Annotated in this window: 22 protein-coding genes; 19 read left to right on the top strand and 3 right to left on the bottom strand. The window is 71.3% G+C overall.

Annotated features, from left to right (window positions below; all coding sequences use genetic code 11):
• Positions 1-74 precede the first annotated feature (74 nt).
• The 4 genes from ACGH48_RS17450 (at position 75) to glmM (ending at position 5,781) form a co-directional block, all read left to right on the top strand.
• Positions 75-3,158, top strand: coding sequence for an ExeM/NucH family extracellular endonuclease (locus ACGH48_RS17450; protein ID WP_396289534.1), 3,084 nt, complete (start codon positions 75-77; stop codon positions 3,156-3,158).
• 257 nt (positions 3,159-3,415) lie between these two features.
• Positions 3,416-3,862 (top strand): 50S ribosomal protein L13, encoded by a 447-nt coding sequence (rplM, locus tag ACGH48_RS17445; RefSeq protein ID WP_071259898.1) that lies wholly within the window; start codon positions 3,416-3,418, stop codon positions 3,860-3,862.
• A gap of 37 nt (positions 3,863-3,899) precedes the next feature.
• Entirely contained in the window at positions 3,900-4,385 is a 486-nt protein-coding gene (gene rpsI / locus ACGH48_RS17440; protein ID WP_111083442.1) for a 30S ribosomal protein S9, read from the top strand.
• A gap of 22 nt (positions 4,386-4,407) precedes the next feature.
• Complete coding sequence (gene glmM, locus ACGH48_RS17435; RefSeq protein WP_123311762.1) at positions 4,408-5,781, top strand: phosphoglucosamine mutase; 1,374 nt, start codon at positions 4,408-4,410, stop codon at positions 5,779-5,781.
• Between the two features lie 96 nt (positions 5,782-5,877).
• On the opposite strand, the gene coaA is transcribed toward glmM, so the two are convergent.
• The gene (gene coaA / locus ACGH48_RS17430) at positions 5,878-6,822 is read right to left on the bottom strand and encodes a type I pantothenate kinase (protein WP_123311764.1); all 945 of its coding nucleotides are present in this window, start codon (positions 6,820-6,822) and stop codon (positions 5,878-5,880) included.
• Between the two features lie 105 nt (positions 6,823-6,927).
• Entirely contained in the window at positions 6,928-7,413 is a 486-nt protein-coding gene (locus tag ACGH48_RS17425) for a glutathione peroxidase (protein WP_123311766.1), read from the bottom strand.
• 70 nt (positions 7,414-7,483) lie between these two features.
• Between ACGH48_RS17425 and glmS the strand changes: the two genes are divergently transcribed.
• The 13 genes from glmS to ACGH48_RS17360 all read left to right on the top strand — a co-directional run bounded on the left by glmS (position 7,484) and on the right by ACGH48_RS17360 (position 18,701).
• Entirely contained in the window at positions 7,484-9,331 is a 1,848-nt protein-coding gene (glmS, locus tag ACGH48_RS17420; protein WP_123311768.1) for a glutamine--fructose-6-phosphate transaminase (isomerizing), read from the top strand.
• Between the two features lie 7 nt (positions 9,332-9,338).
• Positions 9,339-9,713 carry a holo-ACP synthase gene (locus tag ACGH48_RS17415; protein ID WP_123311770.1) on the top strand — a complete coding sequence of 125 codons (375 nt, stop codon included), beginning with the start codon at positions 9,339-9,341 and terminating at the stop codon, positions 9,711-9,713.
• Positions 9,710-10,813 (top strand): alanine racemase, encoded by a 1,104-nt coding sequence (gene alr / locus ACGH48_RS17410; protein WP_396289533.1) that lies wholly within the window; start codon positions 9,710-9,712, stop codon positions 10,811-10,813. Before ACGH48_RS17415 ends, alr (ACGH48_RS17410) begins: the two co-directional genes overlap by 4 nt.
• The gene (alr, locus tag ACGH48_RS17405) at positions 10,810-11,976 is read left to right on the top strand and encodes an alanine racemase (protein ID WP_396289532.1); all 1,167 of its coding nucleotides are present in this window, start codon (positions 10,810-10,812) and stop codon (positions 11,974-11,976) included. Before alr (ACGH48_RS17410) ends, alr (ACGH48_RS17405) begins: the two co-directional genes overlap by 4 nt.
• On the top strand, positions 11,973-12,485 hold the full coding sequence (gene tsaE, locus ACGH48_RS17400) for a tRNA (adenosine(37)-N6)-threonylcarbamoyltransferase complex ATPase subunit type 1 TsaE (RefSeq protein WP_260232980.1): 513 nt from the start codon (positions 11,973-11,975) through the stop codon (positions 12,483-12,485). Before alr (ACGH48_RS17405) ends, tsaE begins: the two co-directional genes overlap by 4 nt.
• 11 nt (positions 12,486-12,496) lie before the next feature.
• Positions 12,497-12,967, top strand: coding sequence for a GNAT family N-acetyltransferase (locus ACGH48_RS17395; RefSeq protein ID WP_396289531.1), 471 nt, complete (start codon positions 12,497-12,499; stop codon positions 12,965-12,967).
• Positions 12,968-13,031: 64 nt separating this feature from the next.
• Positions 13,032-13,640, top strand: a complete 609-nt coding sequence (locus ACGH48_RS17390; RefSeq protein ID WP_396289528.1) for an NAD(P)H-dependent oxidoreductase — start codon at positions 13,032-13,034, stop codon at positions 13,638-13,640.
• A gap of 37 nt (positions 13,641-13,677) precedes the next feature.
• Positions 13,678-14,232, top strand: coding sequence for a hypothetical protein (locus ACGH48_RS17385; RefSeq protein ID WP_396289527.1), 555 nt, complete (start codon positions 13,678-13,680; stop codon positions 14,230-14,232).
• A 152-nt stretch (positions 14,233-14,384) separates the two neighbouring features.
• Positions 14,385-15,551: a Fic family protein gene (locus ACGH48_RS17380; protein ID WP_396289526.1), complete on the top strand. Its 1,167-nt coding sequence runs from the start codon at positions 14,385-14,387 to the stop codon at positions 15,549-15,551.
• A gap of 24 nt (positions 15,552-15,575) precedes the next feature.
• Entirely contained in the window at positions 15,576-16,211 is a 636-nt protein-coding gene (gene tsaB, locus ACGH48_RS17375; RefSeq protein ID WP_396289525.1) for a tRNA (adenosine(37)-N6)-threonylcarbamoyltransferase complex dimerization subunit type 1 TsaB, read from the top strand.
• The gene (gene rimI, locus ACGH48_RS17370; RefSeq protein WP_396289524.1) at positions 16,208-16,753 is read left to right on the top strand and encodes a ribosomal protein S18-alanine N-acetyltransferase; all 546 of its coding nucleotides are present in this window, start codon (positions 16,208-16,210) and stop codon (positions 16,751-16,753) included. Before tsaB ends, rimI begins: the two co-directional genes overlap by 4 nt.
• Positions 16,740-17,795 (top strand): tRNA (adenosine(37)-N6)-threonylcarbamoyltransferase complex transferase subunit TsaD, encoded by a 1,056-nt coding sequence (tsaD, locus tag ACGH48_RS17365; protein WP_222658772.1) that lies wholly within the window; start codon positions 16,740-16,742, stop codon positions 17,793-17,795. Before rimI ends, tsaD begins: the two co-directional genes overlap by 14 nt.
• Before the next feature lie 78 nt (positions 17,796-17,873).
• Positions 17,874-18,701, top strand: a complete 828-nt coding sequence (locus ACGH48_RS17360; RefSeq protein ID WP_396289523.1) for a DUF4190 domain-containing protein — start codon at positions 17,874-17,876, stop codon at positions 18,699-18,701.
• Here ACGH48_RS17360 and ACGH48_RS17355 read toward each other — a convergent pair.
• On the bottom strand, positions 18,694-19,884 hold the full coding sequence (locus ACGH48_RS17355; RefSeq protein WP_340197762.1) for a class I SAM-dependent methyltransferase: 1,191 nt from the start codon (positions 19,882-19,884) through the stop codon (positions 18,694-18,696). The genes ACGH48_RS17360 and ACGH48_RS17355 overlap by 8 nt on opposite strands.
• Positions 19,885-20,044: 160 nt before the next feature.
• On the opposite strand from ACGH48_RS17355, the gene groES reads away from it, so the two are divergent.
• Positions 20,045-20,341: a co-chaperone GroES gene (groES, locus tag ACGH48_RS17350; RefSeq protein WP_110893972.1), complete on the top strand. Its 297-nt coding sequence runs from the start codon at positions 20,045-20,047 to the stop codon at positions 20,339-20,341.
• Positions 20,342-20,463: 122 nt separating this feature from the next.
• Positions 20,464-21,426: an EamA family transporter RarD gene (rarD, locus tag ACGH48_RS17345; RefSeq protein ID WP_181437351.1), complete on the top strand. Its 963-nt coding sequence runs from the start codon at positions 20,464-20,466 to the stop codon at positions 21,424-21,426.
• The last annotated feature ends 21 nt before the right edge of the window (positions 21,427-21,447 follow it).

Raw genomic sequence — 21,447 nt, 5'->3', positions numbered from 1 at the left:
TCCCTGATGTTGCCGAGCGCAATCATTTACCTCGACGCAACCTGAGGGACTCCGCAGGTCGGTAGCGTGCCGGCATGCCCAACCTCCTCGGGCGCACTCTGCTGTGCGCCACGGCTGCCGCGACGCTCCTCGCCGCCCCGCTCGTCACCGTCACCGCCGCCACCGCGAACCCCGAGGGGAGCGCCCTCGTCATCGAGGAGGCCTACCTGAAGGCGGGCAGCAACGGCGCCTTCTACAACCAGAAGTTCATCGAGATCGGCAACCCGACCGACGCCCCGGTTTCACTCGACGGTTGGTCGCTGCAGTACCGCTCGGCGACGAGCACCGGCGCCTTCTCGACGAGCGCGCTCGAGGGCACGGTCCCGGCGGAGGGCACCTTCCTGGTGTCGATGGCCGGCAACGGCGGGGCCACCGCGGTCGGTGCGGACCTGCCGACGGCGGACGACACCGCGTCGCTGAACCCCTCCGGCACCACGGGCACGATCGTGCTGTCGAACGCCGCCACACCGCTGGCGCTCGCCGCCGGCCCGGTGCCGACCGGTACCGCGGGCGTCGTCGACCTGCTCGGCTACGGCGCCTCGAACACGTACGAGGGCGCGGTGCGCACCGTCGAGGGCGCGAACGGCGTGCCGAACGGCCTCGTGCGTCAGGGCACCACGGACACCGACGACAACGGTGCGGACTTCTCGGTGACGACGACCCTGACGCCGCGGAACGCCGCCGGTGCGACGAGCGCGCCGACCGACCCGACCGAGCCCACCGACCCGACGGAGCCGACGGACCCCGGCGCGCCCGCCGAGGCCGTCACCATCGCCCAGCTGCAGGGCACCACGGACACCTCGCCCTACGCCGGCAAGACCGTCACCACCGACGGCGTCGTCACCGCGGTCTACGCGTCCGGCGGCTTCAACGGCTACACGATCCAGACCCCGGGCACCGGCGGCGCGATCGACCTCGGTACCCACACGGCCTCGGACGCCGTCTTCGTCTTCTCGTCCGCGACCGCCGGGCTGGTGGCCGAGGGCGACCACGTGCGCGTCACCGGAGCGGTCTCCGAGTACTTCGGCCTGACCGAGCTCACGGTGTCGAGCGCGGCGTCCTTCGAGAAGCTCGCCGACACCGTCGTCGCCCCGCAGCCCGCCGCGGTCGCGTTCCCGTCCTCGGACGCACAGCGGGAGTCGCTCGAGAGCATGCTCATCGCACCGCAGGGCTCCTACACGGTCGCCGACAACTACACGACGAACCAGTACGGCGAGGTCGTCCTCGCCAGCGGTGCGGGCCGGCTCGTCCAGCCGACCGAGGTCGGCCGTCCGGGCAGCGCCGAGGCGAAGGCCGTCGCGGCGTCGAACGCCGCGCGCAAGGTGACGCTCGACGACGGTGCCAGCACCAACTTCCTGACGAAGGCGAACCAGGGCATCCCGGTGTCGTGGCTCACCCAGGGCCCGGTCACCGTCGGCGCGACCGCCACGTTCTCGCAGCCGGTCGTCCTCGACTACCGCAACAGCGGGTGGAAGTTCCAGCCGACCGCGCCGATCACCGGCGCGACCCCGGCAGCCGACCTGCCCGCGTCGTTCTCGACCGTGCGGCAGGCGAAGCCGCAGGACGTCGGCGGCGACCTCAAGCTCGCCGGGTTCAACGTGTTGAACTACTTCCCGACCACCGGCGACCAGCTCACCGGCTGCTCGTACTACACCGACCGCGCGGGCGACCCCGTCACGGTCAACTCCGGCTGCGACGCCCGCGGTGCTGCCGAGCAAGAGGACTTCCTGCGTCAGCAGGTGAAGATCGTCAAGGCGATCAACGGCCTCGGCGCCGACGTCGTCTCGCTCGAGGAGATCGAGAACTCGGCCCGCTTCGGCCAGGACCGCGACGCCGCCGTGGCCACCCTCGTCGACGCGCTCAACGCCGCCACCGGCGAGGAGACCTGGGCGTACGCGAAGTCGCCCGCGACCGTGCCGGCGAGCGAGGACGTCATCCGCCTCGCCCTGATCTACAAGCAGGACCGCGTCGCACCCGTCGGCGAGTCCACGATCCTGCTCGACGACGCCTTCACGAACGCCCGCCAGCCCGTCGCGGACGCGTTCCGCCCGGTCGGTGGCACCGCGGACGACGACTTCCTGGTGATCGCGAACCACTTCAAGTCGAAGGGCTCCGGGACCGGCGAGAACGCCGACCAGGGCGACGGCCAGGGCGCCTCGAACGCCGACCGGGTGCGGCAGGCGAAGGCCCTCGTGACCTTCTCCACCGACATGCAGGCGCAGTACGGCACCGACAAGGTGTTCATGCTCGGCGACTTCAACGCCTACAGCAAGGAGGACCCGGTGGTCGTCCTCGACGACGCCGGCTACACCGACCTCGGCCCGGCGCTCGACGCCACCGAGTACTCGTACGTGTTCTCCGGCCTGAGCGGGTCGCTCGACCACGTGTTCGCCTCACCCGCCGCTGCCGAGACGGTCACGGGCGTGGACATCTGGAACATCAACTCGGTCGAGTCGGTGGGCCTGGAGTACAGCCGCTACAACTACAACGCGTCGGACCTGTACACCGACGACGTGTTCCGCGCGAGCGACCACGACCCGATCCTGGTCGGCTTCGACCTCGACGCCGCGGGGACGGACCCGGGCACGGACCCCGGGACGGACCCGACCCCGGTGCCGACGCCGACACCGACCCCGACCCCGACTCCGACCCCGACGCCGGTGCCGCCGGTCGACGGGATCACCCCGCCGGCTGGCCCGGCGGCGCCGTCCGAGTCGCTCCTGACCGAGGCGAACCGCGGTGGGGTGTCCGCCCCGGCGACGGCCCGTGCGGGGGAGACCATCACGGTGACGGTCGGCTCGGCGGCTGCCGGTGACACGGTCGACGTGTGGCTGTTCTCGACCCCGACGCTGATCGGGACCGCGGTGGTCGCGGCCGACGGCACCGTGCGGGTGACGATCCCCTCGGACACCCCCGCTGGTGCGCACCGGCTCGCGGTGACGGCTGCTGACGGGAGCCTGATCGGCTGGACCCCCATCACGATCACGGCGGACGGACAGCTCGCGTTCACGGGTGCTTCCGGGCTCGGTGCCGGAGCGCTGGTCGCGTTCCTGCTGCTCGCGGCGGGTGCCGGCGTCATGATCGTGCGCCGCCGCAGGGCGGCAGCCGCCGCCGCGTAGTCACCACGCGCCGTGGGCGCGAGTGCAGGACGGACGGGAGGCCCGTGGCCAGGCGGTCACGGGCCTCCCGTCCGTCAGTGGCTGCGTTTGACCGACGCGACCCGGATCCGCTAGGCTCTCACCTTGGTCTGTGCGCCACGCGCGCCGGACAGTCAGATGAGCCCTCCACCCGGGCGTTCCGCCGGCTTCTGCCGCGGGGAACCCCGACCGGAGTGGGATTCACGGACTCCTCACCTCGACACGAAAGCAGCACTCCTGTGACTCGCACGTTCTCACCGAAGCCGGCAGACGTCCAGCACGACTGGATCGTCATCGACGCCACCGACGTCGTCCTCGGCCGTCTCGCCACCCACGCCGCGGCGCTCCTGCGCGGCAAGCACAAGGCCACCTTCGCCCAGCACATGGACATGGGTGACTACGTCATCATCGTGAACGCCGACAAGGTCGCCCTGACCGGCTCGAAGCTCGCGAAGAAGGTCTACTACCGTCACTCGGGCTACCCGGGCGGCCTGACGGCGACCTCCTACCCGGAGATGCTCGAGAAGCACCCCACCCGCGCCGTCGAGAAGGCGATCCGCGGCATGCTGCCGAAGAACACCCTCGGTCGCGAGCAGCTCAAGAAGCTGAAGGTCTACGCCGGCGCGGAGCACCCGCACTCCGCGCAGCAGCCCAAGGCGTACATCTTCGACCAGGTCGCACAGTAGTTCCGGCCACGACGACTTCAAGGACATAGAGAAACTCATGGCTCAGATCGCTGATTCCCTCGACCAGACCCCGGAGAGCTTCACCACGGAGAGCGCACCCGCCGCTGCCGAGGCCGCTCCCCGTCAGATCCTCAACGTCTCCGGCGGTGCCGTCGGGCGCCGCAAGGAGGCCATCGCGCGCGTTCGCCTCGTTCCGGGCTCCGGCACGTTCGTCGTGAACGGTCGCTCGCTCGAGGACTACTTCCCGAACAAGCTGCACCAGCAGCTCATCAACGACCCGTTCAAGGTCCTCGAGCTCCTCGGCTCGTACGACGTCGTCGCCCGCATCACCGGTGGCGGCCCCTCGGGTCAGGCCGGTGCACTCCGCCTCGCCATCGCCCGCACCCTGAACGAGATCGACCGCGAGAACAACCGCGCGACCCTCAAGAAGGCCGGCTTCCTCACCCGTGACGCCCGCGTCATCGAGCGCAAGAAGGCCGGTCTCAAGAAGGCCCGCAAGGCTTCGCAGTTCTCGAAGCGCTAGTCGTCACCGGCTGAAGATCGCAATGCCGCGTCTGTTCGGTACCGACGGGGTTCGTGGTCTCGCCAACGGCGAGCTGACGGCCGCGCTCGCACTGGGTCTTGCCCAGGCGAGCGCGGCCGTCCTCACACACGGACACCATGCCGACGCCCGCCGGGCGTCTGGTCGGCCGCGCCCGCGCGCGGTCCTGGCGCGCGACCCGCGCGTCTCCGGTGAGTTCCTCGGTTCCGCTGTCGCGGCCGGACTCGCCTCCGCCGGCGTCGACGTCCTCGACGCCGGGGTCATCCCCACCCCCGCTGCGGCGTTCCTCGTCGCGGACATCGACGCCGACTTCGGCGTGATGATCTCCGCGTCGCACAACCCCGCCCCGGACAACGGGATCAAGTTCTTCGCCACGGGTGGTCGCAAGCTGCCGGACGAGGTCGAGGACCGCATCGAGGCGGCCATGCACGACCACTCCGCGCCGACCCCCACCGGCATCGACGTCGGGCGCATCTCGCGGTTCGCCGACGCCGAGGACCGCTACGTCGTCCACCTGCTCGGCACGCTGCCGCACCGGCTCGACGGGATCCACGTCGTGCTCGACTGCGCGAACGGTGCCGCCGCCGGCGTCTCGCCCGAGGTGTTCGTGAACGCCGGGGCACGCGTCACGCTCATCGGTGCCGAGCCCGACGGCTGGAACATCAACGACGGTGTCGGTTCGACCCACATCGACAACCTCGCCCGGGCGGTGCTCGAGCACGGCGCGGACGTCGGCATCGCGCACGACGGCGACGCGGACCGCTGCCTGGCCGTGGACGCCGCGGGCAACGCCATCGACGGTGACCAGATCATGGCGATCCTGGCACTGTCGCTGCAGGAACGCGGTCGGCTGAAGGACGACACCCTCGTCGCGACGGTCATGTCCAACCTCGGGCTCAAGCGGGCGATGGCCGACGCGGGCATCACCGTGATCGAAGCCGGCGTGGGTGACCGGTACGTGCTCGAGAAGATGACCGAGGGTGACTACTCCATCGGTGGCGAGCAGTCCGGCCACATCATCTTCAACGAGTACGCCACCACGGGCGACGGCATCCTGACCGGGTTGCACCTGGTCGCCGAGATGGCGCGCACGGGGAAGTCCCTGCAGGAGCTCGCCTCGTGCATGACGGTGTTCCCGCAGGTCCTGCTCAACGTCCGGGGCGTCGACCGTCACGGTCTCGCCGACCAGGGCGTGCAGGACGCCGTGACTGCGGCGTCCGCGGCACTCGGCGACACCGGTCGCGTGCTGCTCCGCCCGTCCGGCACCGAGCCCGTGGTGCGTGTGATGGTCGAGGCCGCTTCGCAGGACGACGCCCAGCGCATCGCCGAGGAGCTCGCCGCCGTCGTGCAGGAGCGCTTGGCGCTCGACGCCGCGTAGGGTTCCCCTCCGCCGCTCACGGAACCTGGTTCCGGGCACAGCACCGCGTTCTTCCGTGGTGTGGTGTCCGGAACCTGGTTCCGGGCGGCCCCCAGCTCAGATCTTGCGGAGCAGGACCGAGTTCACCTTGTGGTTCGCGCCCTTCTTCAGCACCAGGGTCGCGCGGGAGCGCGTGGGCAGGACGTTCTCGAGCAGGTTCGGCTCGTTGATCGCCCGCCACACCTGCGTCGCCGTCTCGACCGCGTCCTCGCGTGAGAGCGACGCGAACCGGTGGAAGAACGAGTCGGGGCTCGAGAACGCCTCTTCCTGCAGGGCGAGGAAGCGGTCGACGTACCAGGACTCGATGTCCTTGGTCTTCGCGTCGACGTAGATCGTGAAGTCGAACAGGTCGGACAGTGCGAGCCGCCCGTGCACCGGTGGGGCGAGGACGTTCAGCCCCTCGACGATGAGGATGTCCGGCTGTCGGACGACGATCTCAGCGTCCGGAACGATGTCGTAGACCAGGTGCGAGTAGTACGGCGCCCGGACCTCGGTCGCGCCGCTCTTCACCTGGCTCACGAAGCGCAGCAGGGAGCGACGGTCGTACGACTCCGGGAAGCCCTTGCGGTCCATGATCCCCCGACGCTCGAGCTCGGCGTTCGGGTACAGGAAGCCGTCGGTCGTCACGAGCTCGACCCGAGGGGTGTCCGGCCAGCGCTTCGTCAGTTCGCGCAGCAGACGGGCGACGGTCGACTTGCCGACGGCGACGGACCCGGCGACACCGATGACGAACGGCGTGCGTCCGGCTCGCTCACCCAGGAACCGGCTCGTCTCGGCGTGCAGGTCGCGGGCTCCGGCGGCGTACAGCGTGAGCAGTCGCGACAACGGGAGGTAGACCTCCTGCACCTCCTGCATGTCCAACCGGTCGCCGAGCCCGCGCAGCTGCACGACCTCGGTCTCGGTGAGCGACAGGTGCTCCTTGGGTGCGAGCTGCGACCACTCGTGCCGCGGGATCTCCACGAACGGGGTCGGGTGCGCGACGGCGGTCTCCGGGATCGGCATGGGGACGAGCGTACAGACGGGAGGCCCGGTGCAGGTGAGCTGACCGGCTCACCTGCACCGGGCCTCCCGTCCAGTGCTCGGTGTGCGTCCGCAGGGCGCGGTGCGTCAGGCGGGCAGGGCGGCCTCGATGGCCGCGATCACCTCGGGGGCGTCCGGCTTCGTGGTCGGACGGAAGCGCGAGACGGTGCCGTCGGGGGCGACGAGGAACTTCTCGAAGTTCCAGCTGACCCGTCCGGCCTTGCCGTCGGCGTCCGGGGTCTCCTTCAGCGCCTGGTAGAGAGGGTGGGCGCTCTTGCCGTTGACCCTGACCTTCTCGGACATCGGGAACGTCACGCCCCACGTGGTGGAGCAGTACTCGTCGATGGCCTCGGACGAGCCGAGCTCCTGCAGGAACTGGTTGCTCGGGAACCCGAGGACCGTGAAGCCCCGAGGGCCGTACTGCTTCTGGAGGGCCTCGAGCTGCTCGTACTGCGGGGCGAGACCGCACCGCGACGCGACGTTCACGACCAGCACCGCCTTGTCCGCGAACGAACCGAACGTGGTGTCCTCGCCGTGCAGCGTGGTGATGGCGATGTCGTCGAAGCGTCCCATGGCCGAAACGTTATCCCCAGCCCTGCTGCTTCGCAGGGTCCGCGCTCAGGCAGACCGTAGGATCGCTTCCATGTGTGGAATCGTCGGCTACGTCGGCAGCAACAGCAGCCAGGACGTCCTCCTCGGTGGCCTCCGTCGCCTCGAGTACCGCGGATACGACTCGGCGGGCATCGCCGTGGTCGACCCCGCGGGGGACCTCGTCTCCGCCAAGAAGGCGGGCAAGCTCCAGGCCCTCGTCGACGAGCTCGAGTCGTCGCCGATCCCGGACGGCACCACGGGCATCGGGCACACCCGCTGGGCGACCCACGGCGGCCCGACCGACGGCAACGCGCACCCGCACCTGGCCGACGGCGACAAGCTCGCCCTCATCCACAACGGCATCATCGAGAACTTCTCCGAGCTGCGCGCCGAACTGCAGGCCGAGGGCATCGAGTTCCGCAGCGAGACCGACTCCGAGGTCGCCGCCCACCTGGTCGGTCGGGCGTTCCGCGAGACCGGTGACCTGACCGCCGCCATGCAGCAGGCCGTGCAGCGACTGGACGGGGCGTTCACGCTCCTCGTCGTGCACGCCGACCAGCCCGGCGTCGTCGTCGGCGCCCGTCGCAACTCCCCGCTCGTGGTCGGCCTCGGTGACGGCGAGAACTTCATGGGCTCGGACGTCGCCGCGTTCGTCGCCTACACGCAGCGTGCGCTGTCGATCGGGCAGGACGAGATCGCCACGATCCGCCCCGACGGCGTCGACGTCATCCACTTCGACGGCACCCCGGCCACCCCGAGCGAGTTCGAGGTGAACTGGGACGCCTCCGCCGCCGACAAGGGCGGGTGGTCCTCGTTCATGGCGAAGGAGATCAGCGAGGAGCCCGAGGCCGTCGCGAAGACGATCCTCGGCCGCGTGCACGACGGCGCCGTGACCCTGACCGACCTCGACCCGATCGCCGAACGTCTGGCGACCGTCGACCGCGTCATCGTGATCGCCTGTGGCACCGCTGCCTACGCCGGCATCCTCGGCAAGTACGCCATCGAGCAGTGGGCCCGCATCCCGGTCGAGGTCGAGCTCGCGCACGAGTTCCGCTACCGCGACCCGGTGCTGAACGACCGCACGCTCGTCGTCTCGATCAGCCAGTCCGGCGAGACCATGGACACGCTGATGGCCGTCAAGTACGCCCGTGAGCAGGGCGCGCAGGTCCTGTCGATCTGCAACACCCAGGGCGCGACCATCCCGCGCGAGTCCGACGCCGTGATCTACACGCACGCCGGGCCCGAGGTCGCCGTGGCCTCGACGAAGGCCTTCATCGCCCAGGGCGTCGCGCTGTACCTGCTCGGACTGCACCTGGCCACCCTGCGCGGCACGCTCACGACCGAGCAGATCGCGGAGCAGGTCGCGGAGCTCGAGGGCCTCGCCCCGAAGTTGCAGCAGACCATCGACGACGCAGCCGGCATCAAGGACCTCGCGCGCTGGATGGCGGACACCCGCAGCGTCCTGTTCCTCGGCCGCCACGTCGGCTACCCGATCGCGCTCGAGGGTGCGCTCAAGCTCAAGGAACTCGCGTACATCCACGCCGAGGGCTTCGCCGCCGGTGAGCTCAAGCACGGTCCGATCGCGCTCATCGAGCCGGGGCAGATCGTCTTCGTCATCGTGCCGTCCCCGCGTGACCCGCGCTCGCTGCACCCGAAGGTCGTCTCGAACATCCAGGAGATCCGCGCCCGCGGTGCCCGGGTGATCGCCATCGCGGAAGAGGGCGACGCCGCCGTGCTGCCCTTCGCGGACGAGGTCCTGCGGATCCCGCTCGCGACCCCGCTGTTCGAGCCGCTGCTCGCCGTGGCGCCGCTGCACATGTTCGGCATGGAGCTCGCCGCGGCCAAGGGCCTCGACGTGGACCAGCCGCGCAACCTCGCGAAGTCGGTCACCGTCGAGTAGTCGCACGATGATCATCGGCATCGGGGTCGACGTGGTGGACCTGGAGCGGTTCGAGCGGGTGCTGTCGCGCACGCCGGCGATGCGTGCGCGGCTGTTCACCCCGGCCGAGCAGGTCCGTGACGGCGAACCACGGCCGATCGCGTCACTCGCGGCACGGTTCGCGGCAAAGGAAGCGCTGATCAAGGCCTTCGGGTCCAGCGCGGGGCTCAGCTGGCAGGACCTCGAGGTCGTGTCGGACGACCAGCGCAACCCGTCGCTGACGCTGCACCAACAGGCGCGACAGGTGGCGGATGCGCGTGGCGTGACGAGCGTGCACCTGTCGCTCTCGCATGATGGAGGGATCGCGACCGCGTTCGTGGTCCTGGAGGGGACGGTTCAGTGAGTGCGTTCACCGGGATCACGGTCGATCGTGAGGCCCTGATCGAGAACTACGCGACGATCGCCGAGCAGGTCGCACCGTCCGGCGTCATCGCGGTGGTCAAGGCCAACGCCTACGGCCACGGCGCGCTCGACGCCGCTCGGGCCTTCGTGGACGCCGGTGCCGAGTGGCTCGGCGTCGCGGACATCGACGAAGCCGTCGCGCTCCGCCAGGGCGGCATCGACGAGGGGGTCCGGATCCTCGCGTGGCTGCACGCCCCCGACGAGGACTTCCGCCGCGCGGCGCAGTACGACATCACCCCGGCGGTGTCGAGCGTCGAGCAGCTGTCGGCCGCTGCCGACTCCGAGGTCGGTGCCGTGCACATCTGCGTCGACACCGGCTTGAGTCGCAACGGTGCGGTCGAGTCCGAGTGGGCCGAGCTCTTCGCCACCGCCGGGGCCCTGGCGAGGGGCGGCAACCGCACCCGTGTCGAGGGGCTGATGTCGCACCTGTCCAACGCGTCGCGCACGGACGACCTCGACCAGGACGCCGCACTGCAGCGCGCGCTCGACGGCCTCGCCGCGAACGGGATCGTACCCGACCTGGTGCACCTCGCCGCGAGTGCCGCGAGCATCGTCGTGCCGGAGACCCGCCGCGACCTGTCCCGCGTCGGACTCGCCCTGTACGGCCTGAGCCCGTTCGCCGACCGCACCTCCGCCGACCTCGGGCTCCGGCCGGCCATGCGTGTGACCGCCGCCGTGCTCCGCACCGTCGACGTCCGCGCCGGTGAGGGCGTGTCCTACGGCTACACCTGGCGGGCGTCGACCGACACCCGCCTCGCGGTCATCGGTCTCGGGTACGCCGACGGGTTCGACCGCGACTTCGGCAATCGGGTCTCGGTCCGGATCGGCGACCGCACGTTCCCGGTGGTCGGACGGGTCGCGATGAACGCCATGCACGTCGACATCGGCGACGCCGACGTCGGCATCGGCGACGAAGCCGTGCTCTGGGGCGACCCGGCGAACGGCGACCCCGCGGTCGAGGACTGGGCCGCCGCGATCGGCACCATCAACTACGAGGTGGTCGCCCGGGTCGGCCACAGCGTGCACCGGAGGACGACGTGAGCTCCGCACCCCTGCGCCAGGCACGGATCGACCTGGACGCCTACCGCGCGAACCTCGACCTGGTCCGCGAGTGGATGGACCCCGTCGCGGTCATGGCGATCATGAAGGCCGACGCCTACGGGCACGGCCTCGAACCGATCGCGCTCGCCGCGGTGGACGCCGGCATCCGGTGGATCGGTGTGCTCACGGTCCCCGCGGCCCTGCGCCTGCGGTCGATCGGCGTCGGCGAGGACGTCCACCTGTTCACCTGGCAGCACGACCCGGACCTCGACTTCCGCGACGCCATCGACTCGGCTGTCGACCTCGGCGTCTCGAACGTCGCCGAGCTGCAGCGCATCGTCGACGCCGTCGACCAGCGACCGGCACGGGTGCACCTCGGCGTCGACTCCGGACTGCACCGCGACGGCGCGACCCCGGCGGACTGGCCCGCACTCGTCGAGCTCGCCCGCGACGCCCAGCGGAACGGCCGCATCGAGGTCGTCGCCGCGTACACGCACCTGGCCGAGTCATCCGACCACGAGGACAGCGCCGCAGTCGCCGTGTTCGACGCCGCGATCGAGATCGCCGAGGACCTGGGGCTCGACGTCCCGATGGAGCACGTCGCCGCATCGCTCGCCGGCTTGGAGCGCAAGGAGTTCCGCAAGGACATGGTCCGGATGGGTGCGAACCTGTTCGGCATCCCCGGCGCCGACGGTGTCTCGGCGGCCGACCTCGGGCTCGAACCCGTGATGACCCTGACGGCCTCGGTCGCCAAGACGAAGCGGGTCCCCGTCGACACCGGCGTCTCGTACGACTACACGTACCGCACCACCTCGGAGACCACCCTCGCGCTCGTGCCCGTCGGGTACGCGGACGGCGTCCCCCGTCTGGCGCAGGGCCGCATCGAGGTCGCGATCGGCGGCAGGCGCTACCCGATCGCCGGCCGCGTCGCGATGGACCAGTTCCTCGTCGACGTCGGCGACGACGACGTGCAGACCGGTGACACCGTGACGCTGTTCGGCACCGGCGAGCACGACGAGATGACGGTCCTCGACTGGGGCCGTTCGCTCGGCACCATCGGCGAGGAGATCGTCTGCCGCATCGGGACCCGCGTGCCTCGGTTCTACGAGGGCCACGACATCGAGGGACGCGTCGGGGAGTACCTGCGGGGCGACCAGTCGTGACCGAGGCCGCACACGTCCTGCTCGACACGGCCGTCGACGGCACCGACGCGATGGGCGAACTCGGAGCGCGGTTGGCCGCGGTCCTGCGTGCCGGTGACCTGGTCGTGCTCACCGGGCCGCTCGGTGCCGGCAAGACGACACTGACCCGTGGCCTCGGCGCTGCCCTCGGCGCGCGCGGCCAGGTGTCGAGCCCGACCTTCGTCCTCGCCCGGACGCACCCCACCACCGCCGGCCCGGACCTGGTGCACGTCGACGCGTACCGGCTGTCCGACCCCGTGGAGCTCGACGACCTCGACCTCGACTGGGACGCATCGATCGTCGTCGTCGAGTGGGGCCGCGGCATGGTCGACGGCATCAGCGACAGCGTGCTCGACGTCGAGATCACCCGGGCCACCGGTGCCGACGCCTCCGGGACCACCGAGGCCGACGACCCCGACGACGTCCCCGATGAGCCCCGCCGCGTCGTCGTCACCGCGTCCGGCCCGCGGTGGACGGGCGTCGACCTCTGACCCTGCAGCGCGTGGACACCGGTGCGGTCGAGGACCTCCGCACCTTCCTCGTCGGTGCAGACCTGACCGTCGCCGGGCTCGACCGTGCTGGCCTCGGCCCTGCCGGTCTCGAGCCGACCGTCCGGCTGTGGGTCGACCGTGCCGACGACGGCCGCGTGGTCGGCAGCACCGGGTACGAGACGAGCGCCGACGGTGTCCACGTGCTCGTCCGCAGCGTGGCGGTGGCGCCGCACCTCCGGGGGCTCGGCCACGGCACCCGGCTCGCACGCTTCGCCGTCGACCACGCCGCGACCACGGGCGCGGGACGGGCATGGCTGTTCTCGCGGCGCTCCGGTCCGTTCTGGCAGTCGCTCGGGTTCGCCGCCGCCGACCGCGACGACCTGGCGGCCGCCCTGGCCGACACGCACCAGGTCCGGTCGTTCCGGCGGACCGGGCAGCTCGCGCACGAGGTCGCCTGGTCCCTCGACCTGACCGCGGTGTGAGCCGGCACGGCCGGGCGACAGCGGGCATCCCGGTGCCGCCCAGCCGGCTCCGGGAGGATGCGGTGTGCCGACGCTCATCGTGACCGCCCACCCGGACCCCGACTCGCTCACCCACCACCTCGCGGCTCGCCTGCGGGACGCCCTGCCGGCCGGGACGGTCGAGACCGCCGACCTGGCGGCCGAGGGGTTCGACCCGCGCTTCACGCTGGCCGACCGGCACACCTACCGGACCGGCACGGACGCCCCGGCCGACGTCGTCGCCGAGCAGCAGCGCATCGACCGCGCCACCGACCTCGTCCTCGTGTTCCCGGTCTGGTGGTGGTCCGTGCCCGCGGTGCTCAAGGGGTGGATCGACCGCGTGTTCGTGAACGGCTGGGCGTTCGTCGTCGACACGGACGGCGGCATCAGTCGAGCGCTCGGACGGCTCACCGTCCACCTGGTGCCGATCGCGGGCGACGACGCCGGCGTGTACGAACGGCACGGGTACGCCGAGGCGCTCCGGACGCAGGTCGAGCACGGGATCGTCGACTTCTGCGGTGCCCGCCGGGGCGCCACCGTGTTCGTGCACGACTCCGAGACCGAGGACGCCGAGGCCCGTGAGCGCGCGGTCGCCGCGGCGGTGGAGGGTGTCCGTCGAGCGGTCGTCGACCGTGCACCGGCCGGCGACCGGTAGCCTCGCAGCAGATCTGGTCAGCGCGAACGGGGGAACCATGCGCATCGTCCTCGACACCGGCGGCTTCAGCGACGTGGAGGTCGGCACGGTGGACCGTGACGACACCGAGTTGGTGTTCCGGTCGCCCGCAGGAGCGGTCGTGGCACGCCATCCGGTGACCGCCGTCGCCTGCCTGGACGTCCGGGCGACCGGCCCGCAGTCGACGCCGGCGCCGGCCGTCGCCACGACGTCCGGAGCAGACGACCCGTCGTCCCCACTGGCGGTCCGGGCTGCACCGACCGGCAACCCGCAGGTCGACGCTGCTCGGCTCGACCGGCCCGCCGCCTACGCGCCGTGGACGCAGCAGGAGGACACCGGGCTCGAGGCGATGACGGCCGCGGGGATGTCCGTGGCGGACGTCGCGATCGTCCTGCGTCGCCAGGACGGCGGTGTGCGGTCACGGCTGCGGCACCTCCGAGAGGCAGCGGACGAGGCCGCGACGGGCACGGGCGCGACGTCGCCCACCAGCACGGTCCGTTTCGACGAGCCGCCGCGTCCCACACCTGCGCCACGCGGCCCCGCGTCGGCTCAGCCGACCGGGACCGTCTCGTGACGCTTCTGCCGCCTGCGGGTGGCCATCTGCAGAGCCGGGGCGACGCTCCCGAGACAGCACGACGGATCAAACGTCCCCGCGCCCCACGTGCGGGTGCTTGGAAGTTCGACCTGAAGTTATAGGGCGGAGGGCACTTTGCTTATGATGAGGAGATGCGCCGAGAAGGCTTCCGTTCAGATCGGTTCGGCACGCTCACGACGCGTCCGTTGTCCGAGTGGCCGCACGCCTACTTCTTGCCTGCACCCCTCCCACGCGAACTCGTCCTCGAGCCCGTGACGAACGCTGCGGTGTCACGCGCCGACATCGCCATCGGCCGGTTGGCCGGACTCGGGCAGCTCGTGCAGGAGCCGGAACTGCTGCTCGGCCCATCCATGGCACAGGAAGCCCTTGCGAGCTCGCGGATCGAGGGCACACAAGCGTCGCTGAGCGATGTGCTCAGCGTCGAGAACGACGACGAGATTCTGGACGACGACCTTCGTGAGGTCGACAACTACCTCCGAGCGGCGCGCGAGGGCGTCGACCTCCTCGCGGACCTGCCGATCACGCAGCGGTTCATCTGCGCGCTGCACGAGACCCTCATGCGCGACGTGCGCGGCGACGAGAAGTCTCCTGGAGAGCTCCGCCGCTCGCCGGTCTGGATCGGATCACCGAACGCTCGACCCGAAACCGCACGCTTCATCCCACCGCACCAGGACCACCTGCCGGACACGCTCGACGACTGGGAGCGGTTCGTGAACGGACGGTTGGACACGATGTCGGTGACCGTGAAGTGTGCGCTGCTGCACTACCAGTTCGAGACGATGCACCCGTTCCTCGACGGTAACGGCCGGATCGGCCGGCTCCTGATCGGTTTCTCGCTCATCGCAGACGGCATCCTGCCGGCGCCGATCCTGCACATCTCGGGCTACTTCGAACGGCACCGCACGGAGTACTACGAGCGGTTGCAGGCTGTCCGGGAGCGCGGGGAGGTGGACGAGTGGATCCAGTTCTTCGCGGAGGCGGTGACCGTCCGGGCGAACGACAGCGCCGAACGGATCCGGAAGCTCGTCGAGATCCGCGAGCGGTACCGCCTGGCCTCGCGAACGGAGCGTTCGGCCCTCCCTGGGCTCGTCGACGTGGTCTTCAAGAACCCGGTCGTGACGGTCACGTCCGTCCGGCGTGCGCTCGACGTCTCGCAGCCGACGGCCTCGTCCCTCCTCCGCCGCGCGGAGGAGTACGGCTGGCTCCGGTCGCTGGGGCGTTCGGGCCGAGGCGGACGCGAGCGGTGGCGTGCCGACGAGATCTGGAACGCGGTCGCTGGCAGCCTCGACGAGACCTGATCCCACCCCGCCTACGATGGACGGGTGCTCCTCGCCATCGACACCTCCGCCGGAACGTCCGTGGCCGTCGTCGACCCGGCCACCGGCCACGCCCTCGCGACCCGTGACACCGAGGACAGCCGCCGGCACGCCGAGGTGATCGGACCGTTCCTGGCCGAGGCGCTCGCCGAGGCCGGCATCACCGGCGCGGACGTCACGGGTGTCGTCGCCGGCATGGGCCCCGGCCCGTTCACCGGCCTGCGCGTCGGCATCGCTGCCGCGCGCACGTTCGCCGCGGCGGTCGGCGTCCCCGTCCTGCCGCTCGTCAGCCACGACGCGGTCGCGGCCGACGAGCGCGACGGCCGACGGGACGGACCGTTCGTCGTCCTGACGGACGCCCGCCGGCGCGAGGTCTACTGGAGCGCGTACGACCAGACCGGCACGCGGGTTGCGGGTCCGGGTCTCGCCAGGCCCGCCGATCTCGACGAGGCGATCCGTGCCTCCCGGCCCGAAGCGGTGGGCTGGGACCGCGTGACGGCCCTGTCCATCCCTGCCTGGAGGCTCGGATCACTCGCCGCGGACCGCCTGCGGTCCGGCACGGGGTTCGACCAGGACACCCCCCTGTACCTGCGGGAACCGGACGTCACGGTGCCGGGTGCGCCGAAACGGGTGAAGCAGTGACCCTGCCGGACGGGCTCCGCCTGCGGCGGGCGCACCCGCAGGACCTCGACGACATCATGTGGCTCGAGCACGTCTCGTTCCCGACGGACGCCTGGTCGGCGTCCCAGATGTCCGGCGAGCTGTACTCGCCGCACGGGTACTACATCGTCATCGAGACCGTCGACGAACACGCGGCACCGCTGGTCGTCGGGTACGCCGGACTGACCTCGCTGGCGGGCAACCCGGTCGCCGACGTGCAGACCATCGCGGTCGCTGCGGACCAGCGCGGCAAGGGGCTCGGGCGGGTGCTGTTCACAGAGCTCCTCGACGAGGCCCGCCGCCGTGGTGTGCGCGAGGTCTTCCTCGAGGTGCGCGCCGACAACCCGGTCGCGCAGTCGATGTACACGGCGTTCGGGTTCGAGCACATCGCGACCCGGCCGCGCTACTACCAGCCGGACGGCGTCGACGCGTGGGTGATGCGGGCGGAACTGCCCGGCCCGGACGCCGAGCGGTCGTCGGGCGTCGGACCCATCGGACAGGAGGCCCTCGGTGAGCGGGACTGAACCACTGGTGCTCGGCATCGAGACGAGTTGCGACGAGACCGGCGTCGGCATCGTGCGGGGGAGCACCCTGCTCGCGAACGTCATCGCGTCGAGCATGGACGAGCACGCCCGGTACGGCGGTGTCGTGCCCGAGGTCGCTGCACGCGCCCACCTCGAGGCGATGACCCCCACGCTCCACGAGGCGCTCGAGCGGGCCGGGGTCACCCTCGACGAACTCGACGCCGTCGCCGTCACCGCCGGACCCGGTCTGGCGGGTGCGCTCATGGTCGGGGTGGGGGCTGCGAAGGCGCTCGCCGTCGCCACCGGCAAGCCCCTGTACGGCGTCAACCACCTGGTCGGGCACGTCGGTGCCGACGTCCTGCGCACGGACGGCAGTGACATCGAGCTCCCGACGGTGGCGCTGCTGGTGTCCGGCGGGCACACGTCGCTGCTGCTCGTGAAGGACCTGGTCGGCGACGTCGAACTGCTCGGCGAGACGATCGACGACGCCGCGGGCGAGGCGTTCGACAAGGTCGCACGGCTGCTCGGTCTGCCGTACCCCGGCGGGCCGCAGATCGACCGGGCCGCGGCCGACGGCGACCCGAAGGCCATCCGGTTCCCCCGCGGCCTGACGCTGCCGAAGGACCTGGCCGCGCACCGCTACGACTTCTCGTTCTCGGGACTGAAGACCGCCGTCGCCCGCTGGGTGGAGCGCTGCCGTGACGAGGGGCGCGAGGTGCCCGTGGCCGACGTCGCGGCGAGCTTCCGCGAGGCCGTCGTCGACGTCCTGCTGACCAAGGCCCTGAACGCCTGCCGCGACACCGGCGTCGACCGGCTCCTGCTCGGTGGCGGTGTCGTCGCGAACGCCCGGCTGCGGCAGGTCGCCGAGGAACGCTGTGCGGCGGCCGGGGTGCAGCTGCGGATCCCGCCGTTCGACCTGTGCACGGACAACGGCGCCATGATCGCGGCCGTCGGGGCGCGCCTGGTCGCCGAAGGGCACGCGCCGAGCGACCTCGGGATCGCGGCCGACTCGACGTTGCCGGTGACGACCGTCCAGGTCTGAACCGTCCGGTCGGCCGTCGGGTGCCTGTGGGAGGATTCACGTGGCGTCGGAGAGACCGGGCGCCGAGAGGGGTGGACGGTGTCCGATCAGAACGAGTGGCCGAAGCCGGGCGAGACGACGCCGGGCAGCACGACCGGTGGGCAGCCGGAGGGGACGCCCGCTCCGGACGCGCCGCAGGCTCCGGACGCACCGCAGGCCCCGTCGGCTCCCGAGCAGCCGCAGAACCCGTACGGCCAGCAGCACCCGTCGAACCCGTACGCGGCACCGCAGCAGCCGAACCCCTCCGGCCAGCCCCAGCAGCCGAACCCCTCCGGCCAGCCCCAGCAGTCCAACCCGTACGGCCAGCAGCACCCGTCGAACCCGTACGCGGCGCCGCAGCAGCCGCAGCAGCCGCAGAACCCGTACTCGGCCCCGCAGGCGCCCCAGGACCCGTACGGTGCGGCCCAGAACCCCTACGGGCAGCAGAACTCGTACGCGCAGCCTCAGGGCGGCCAGAACCCCTACGCGCAGCCCCAGGGCGGCCAGAACCCGTACGCGCCGCAGCAGCAGCAGCCCTACGCCGCCGGCGCCTACGGTTCGACCGGCTACCAGCCCTACGCGCAGCGCCCGAAGAACAACACGCTGGCGATCCTGTCGATCGTGTTCGGTCTCGCCGCCATCCCGATGTGGTTCATCGCGATCCTGCTCGGCCCCGCCGGCGCGATCCTCGGCCACGTCGCGCTCGGCAAGATCAAGCAGAACGGTGAGGCCGGCCGCGGCCTCGCCCTCACCGGCATCATCGCCGGCTGGGTGATGGCCGGTGTCTGGCTGATCTGGATCGCCTTCATCATCTTCCTCGGCGTGATCGGCCAGAGCTCGTACTCCACCTACGACTACGACTCGGGCACCGGCGCCTTCATCAGCTGAGCCGCTCGCACAGGACCGCGCTGTGCCGCCCGTCCAGGCGGGTGAGCACGAGCGTGACCCGGCCGGTCCCGCGCAGCCGCAGCCGTTTGCGGAACTGCGCCGGATCGACGTCGACGCCGCGCTTCTTGATCTCCACGGTGCCGATGCCGTCCGCGGCGAGCCGGGCCGACAGGCGCTTCACGTCGAGCGGCATGGTGTCGAGCACCCGGAAGCCCTGGGCGAACGGCGTCGTCACGGCACGGTCCGAGGTCACGTACGCGATCCCGTCGGAGACCATGTGGCCGTCGAGGGCGCGTGCCAGGTCGCCGATGAGCCGTGCGCGGATGACGGCGCCGTCCGGCTCGTACAGGTAGGCGCCGAGCGGGCCCACCTCGGCGTCCTCGGCGTCGGCCGGGCCGGTCATCTCGGCGATGCCGTGCGCACCGATCACGGTGGCCGCTCGGCGGATCCCCGGCCGGGCGAGGGGCCCGAACCACAGCGCGAGCTCGACGACCTCGCGGTCGACGGAGGTCCACTGCGCCTCGGCAGTGTCGGGGATCAGGTCGCGGTCGATGCCGGGCCCGAGCTTCACGCCCGTCGGGGTGCTCGTCGCGGCGGCGAACACGGTGTCCAGGGACGGCGACCAGTCGTCGGGGTCGGCCAGGCGACGGGTGTCCGAGTGGCCGGAGGTCCGACGTGCGGGGTCCATCCAGATGCCGTCGACGCGGGAGACGTCGAACGCGGCCGCGTCGCCCAGTTCGACCCGTGCGTTCGGCCACACCGCGAGGTTGTGCGTCGCGACCGCAGCGGTGACCTCGTCGCGGTCCACCGCGGTGACGTCGAGGTCGAGCGCGGCCATCGCCATCGCGTCGCCGCCGATACCGCAGCCGAGGTCGGCGACACGCGTGAGCCCGGCCGCGGCGAAGCGCCCGGCGTGCTGTGCGGCGACCTGCAAGCGGGTCGCCTGCTCGAGTCCGGCCTCGGTGAAGAGCATGCGGGCGGCGAAGTCGCCGAACTTGCCACGGGCCTTCTGCCGGAGCTTCGCCTGGGTCAGGACCGCCGAGACGAGCTGCGGGTCGTGGCCTTCGGACCGCAGCCGGGACACCACCCGGACGATCTCGCCGCCGTCCGAGACGCCGGGGGTACGGTCGAGCAGGGCCATCCCGTCAGGGGTCAGCAGTGCGGCGAGTTCGGCGGCTTCCATGTCCCGATCCTCCCAGGTGCTGGATGTTCCCCTGATGTGCTGGCACTCGGATTGACCGAGTGCCAGTGTCCCCCTAGAGTTGGCGTTGGCACTCTCCTGTGCGTAGTGCCAACCCGGTTTTCATCTGTACCGAGTCCGTACCGAGAAAGAAGAGGTCACCGTGGCCGTCAGCATCAAGCCGCTCGAGGATCGCATCGTCATCCGCCAGGTCGAGGCGGAGCAGACCACCGCATCCGGTCTGGTCATCCCCGACACCGCGAAGGAGAAGCCCCAGGAGGGCGAGGTCGTCGCCGTGGGTCCGGGTCGCATCGACGACAACGGCAACCGCGTCCCGCTCGACGTCGCCGTGGGTGACAAGGTCATCTACTCCAAGTACGGCGGAACCGAGGTCAAGTACTCGGGCGAGGACCTGCTGGTCCTGTCGGCCCGTGACGTCCTCGCGGTCGTCGTCAACTGAGTCCAGTACTCCTCTCGGACGCCCCGTTCGGCCTGTCGGCCGGCGGGGCGTCCGTGCGTTCGGGGCGACCGGGAGGCCCGTGGTCCGACCGGCGAGTCAGCGGTCGTTCCTAGGATGGTTCCGTGAGTGAACCGAGTCCGGCGCGACCCGTCCGCAGCGAGGCATCCGTCGGCGTGGTGCAGGCGATCATCGCGTACGGGCTCTGGGGCCTCATGCCCCTGCTCTTCGCGGCGATGGCCCCGGCCGGCGCGTTCGAGATCGTCGCCTGGCGCATCGTCTTCGGGCTGGTGTTCTGCGCGGTGGCGATCGCCGTCACCCGCTCGTGGCTCCGCACCCGCACCCTGATGGCGCAGCGGCGGGTGATGGCCGTGATGGGCCTGGCCGCGGTCCTCATCCTGGTGAACTGGACCGTGTACGTCCTGGCGACCACCACCGGCCACACCGTCGAGGCGGCACTCGGGTACTTCATCAACCCCCTGGTCACGATCGCACTCGGCGTCGTGGTCCTGCGCGAACGGCTTCGGCCGGCGCAGTGGGCGGCCGTCGGCATCAGTGTCGTGGCAGTCGTCGTGATCGCCGTCGGCTACGGCCAGGTGCCGTGGATCTCGCTGGTGCTCGCGTGTTCCTTCGGCCTCTACGGGCTGGTGAAGAAGCGCGTCGGTGGCACGGTCGACGCGCTGAGCGGCCTCACGATCGAGACCGTGTGGCTGCTGCCGATCGCGGTCGTGGCGCTGGTCGTCCTCGGTGCGACGGGCCTCGGCGGCGGCGTGACGTTCACGAGCGAGGGCTGGGTGCACGTGCTGGTGACGGTGCTCACGGGGCCGGCGACGGCCGTCCCGCTCCTGCTGTTCGCGTCCTCGGCACGGCGGGTGAGCCTGTCGACCCTCGGGTTGACGCAGTACCTCGCGCCCGTGATGCAGCTGCTCGTCGGTGTGGTGGTGCAGCACGAGGCGATGCCGCCGGCGCGCTGGTTCGGCTTCGGCATCGTGTGGTTGGCGCTCGTGGTGCTGACGGCGGACTCGTTCGCCGCCGCGCGGGCGTCCCGTCGCCGAGCGCTCGCACCTGCCCCGGCCGAGCCCGCCTGACGGGCGCACCCCGGGCCTCCC

The organism is Curtobacterium pomorum (assembly GCF_044497295.1).
In the GTDB taxonomy this organism is placed as follows: Bacteria; Actinomycetota; Actinomycetes; order Actinomycetales; family Microbacteriaceae; genus Curtobacterium.
The sequence above is the reverse complement of the archived record's forward strand: the minus strand, read 5'-3'. Positions and strand labels throughout refer to the sequence as shown.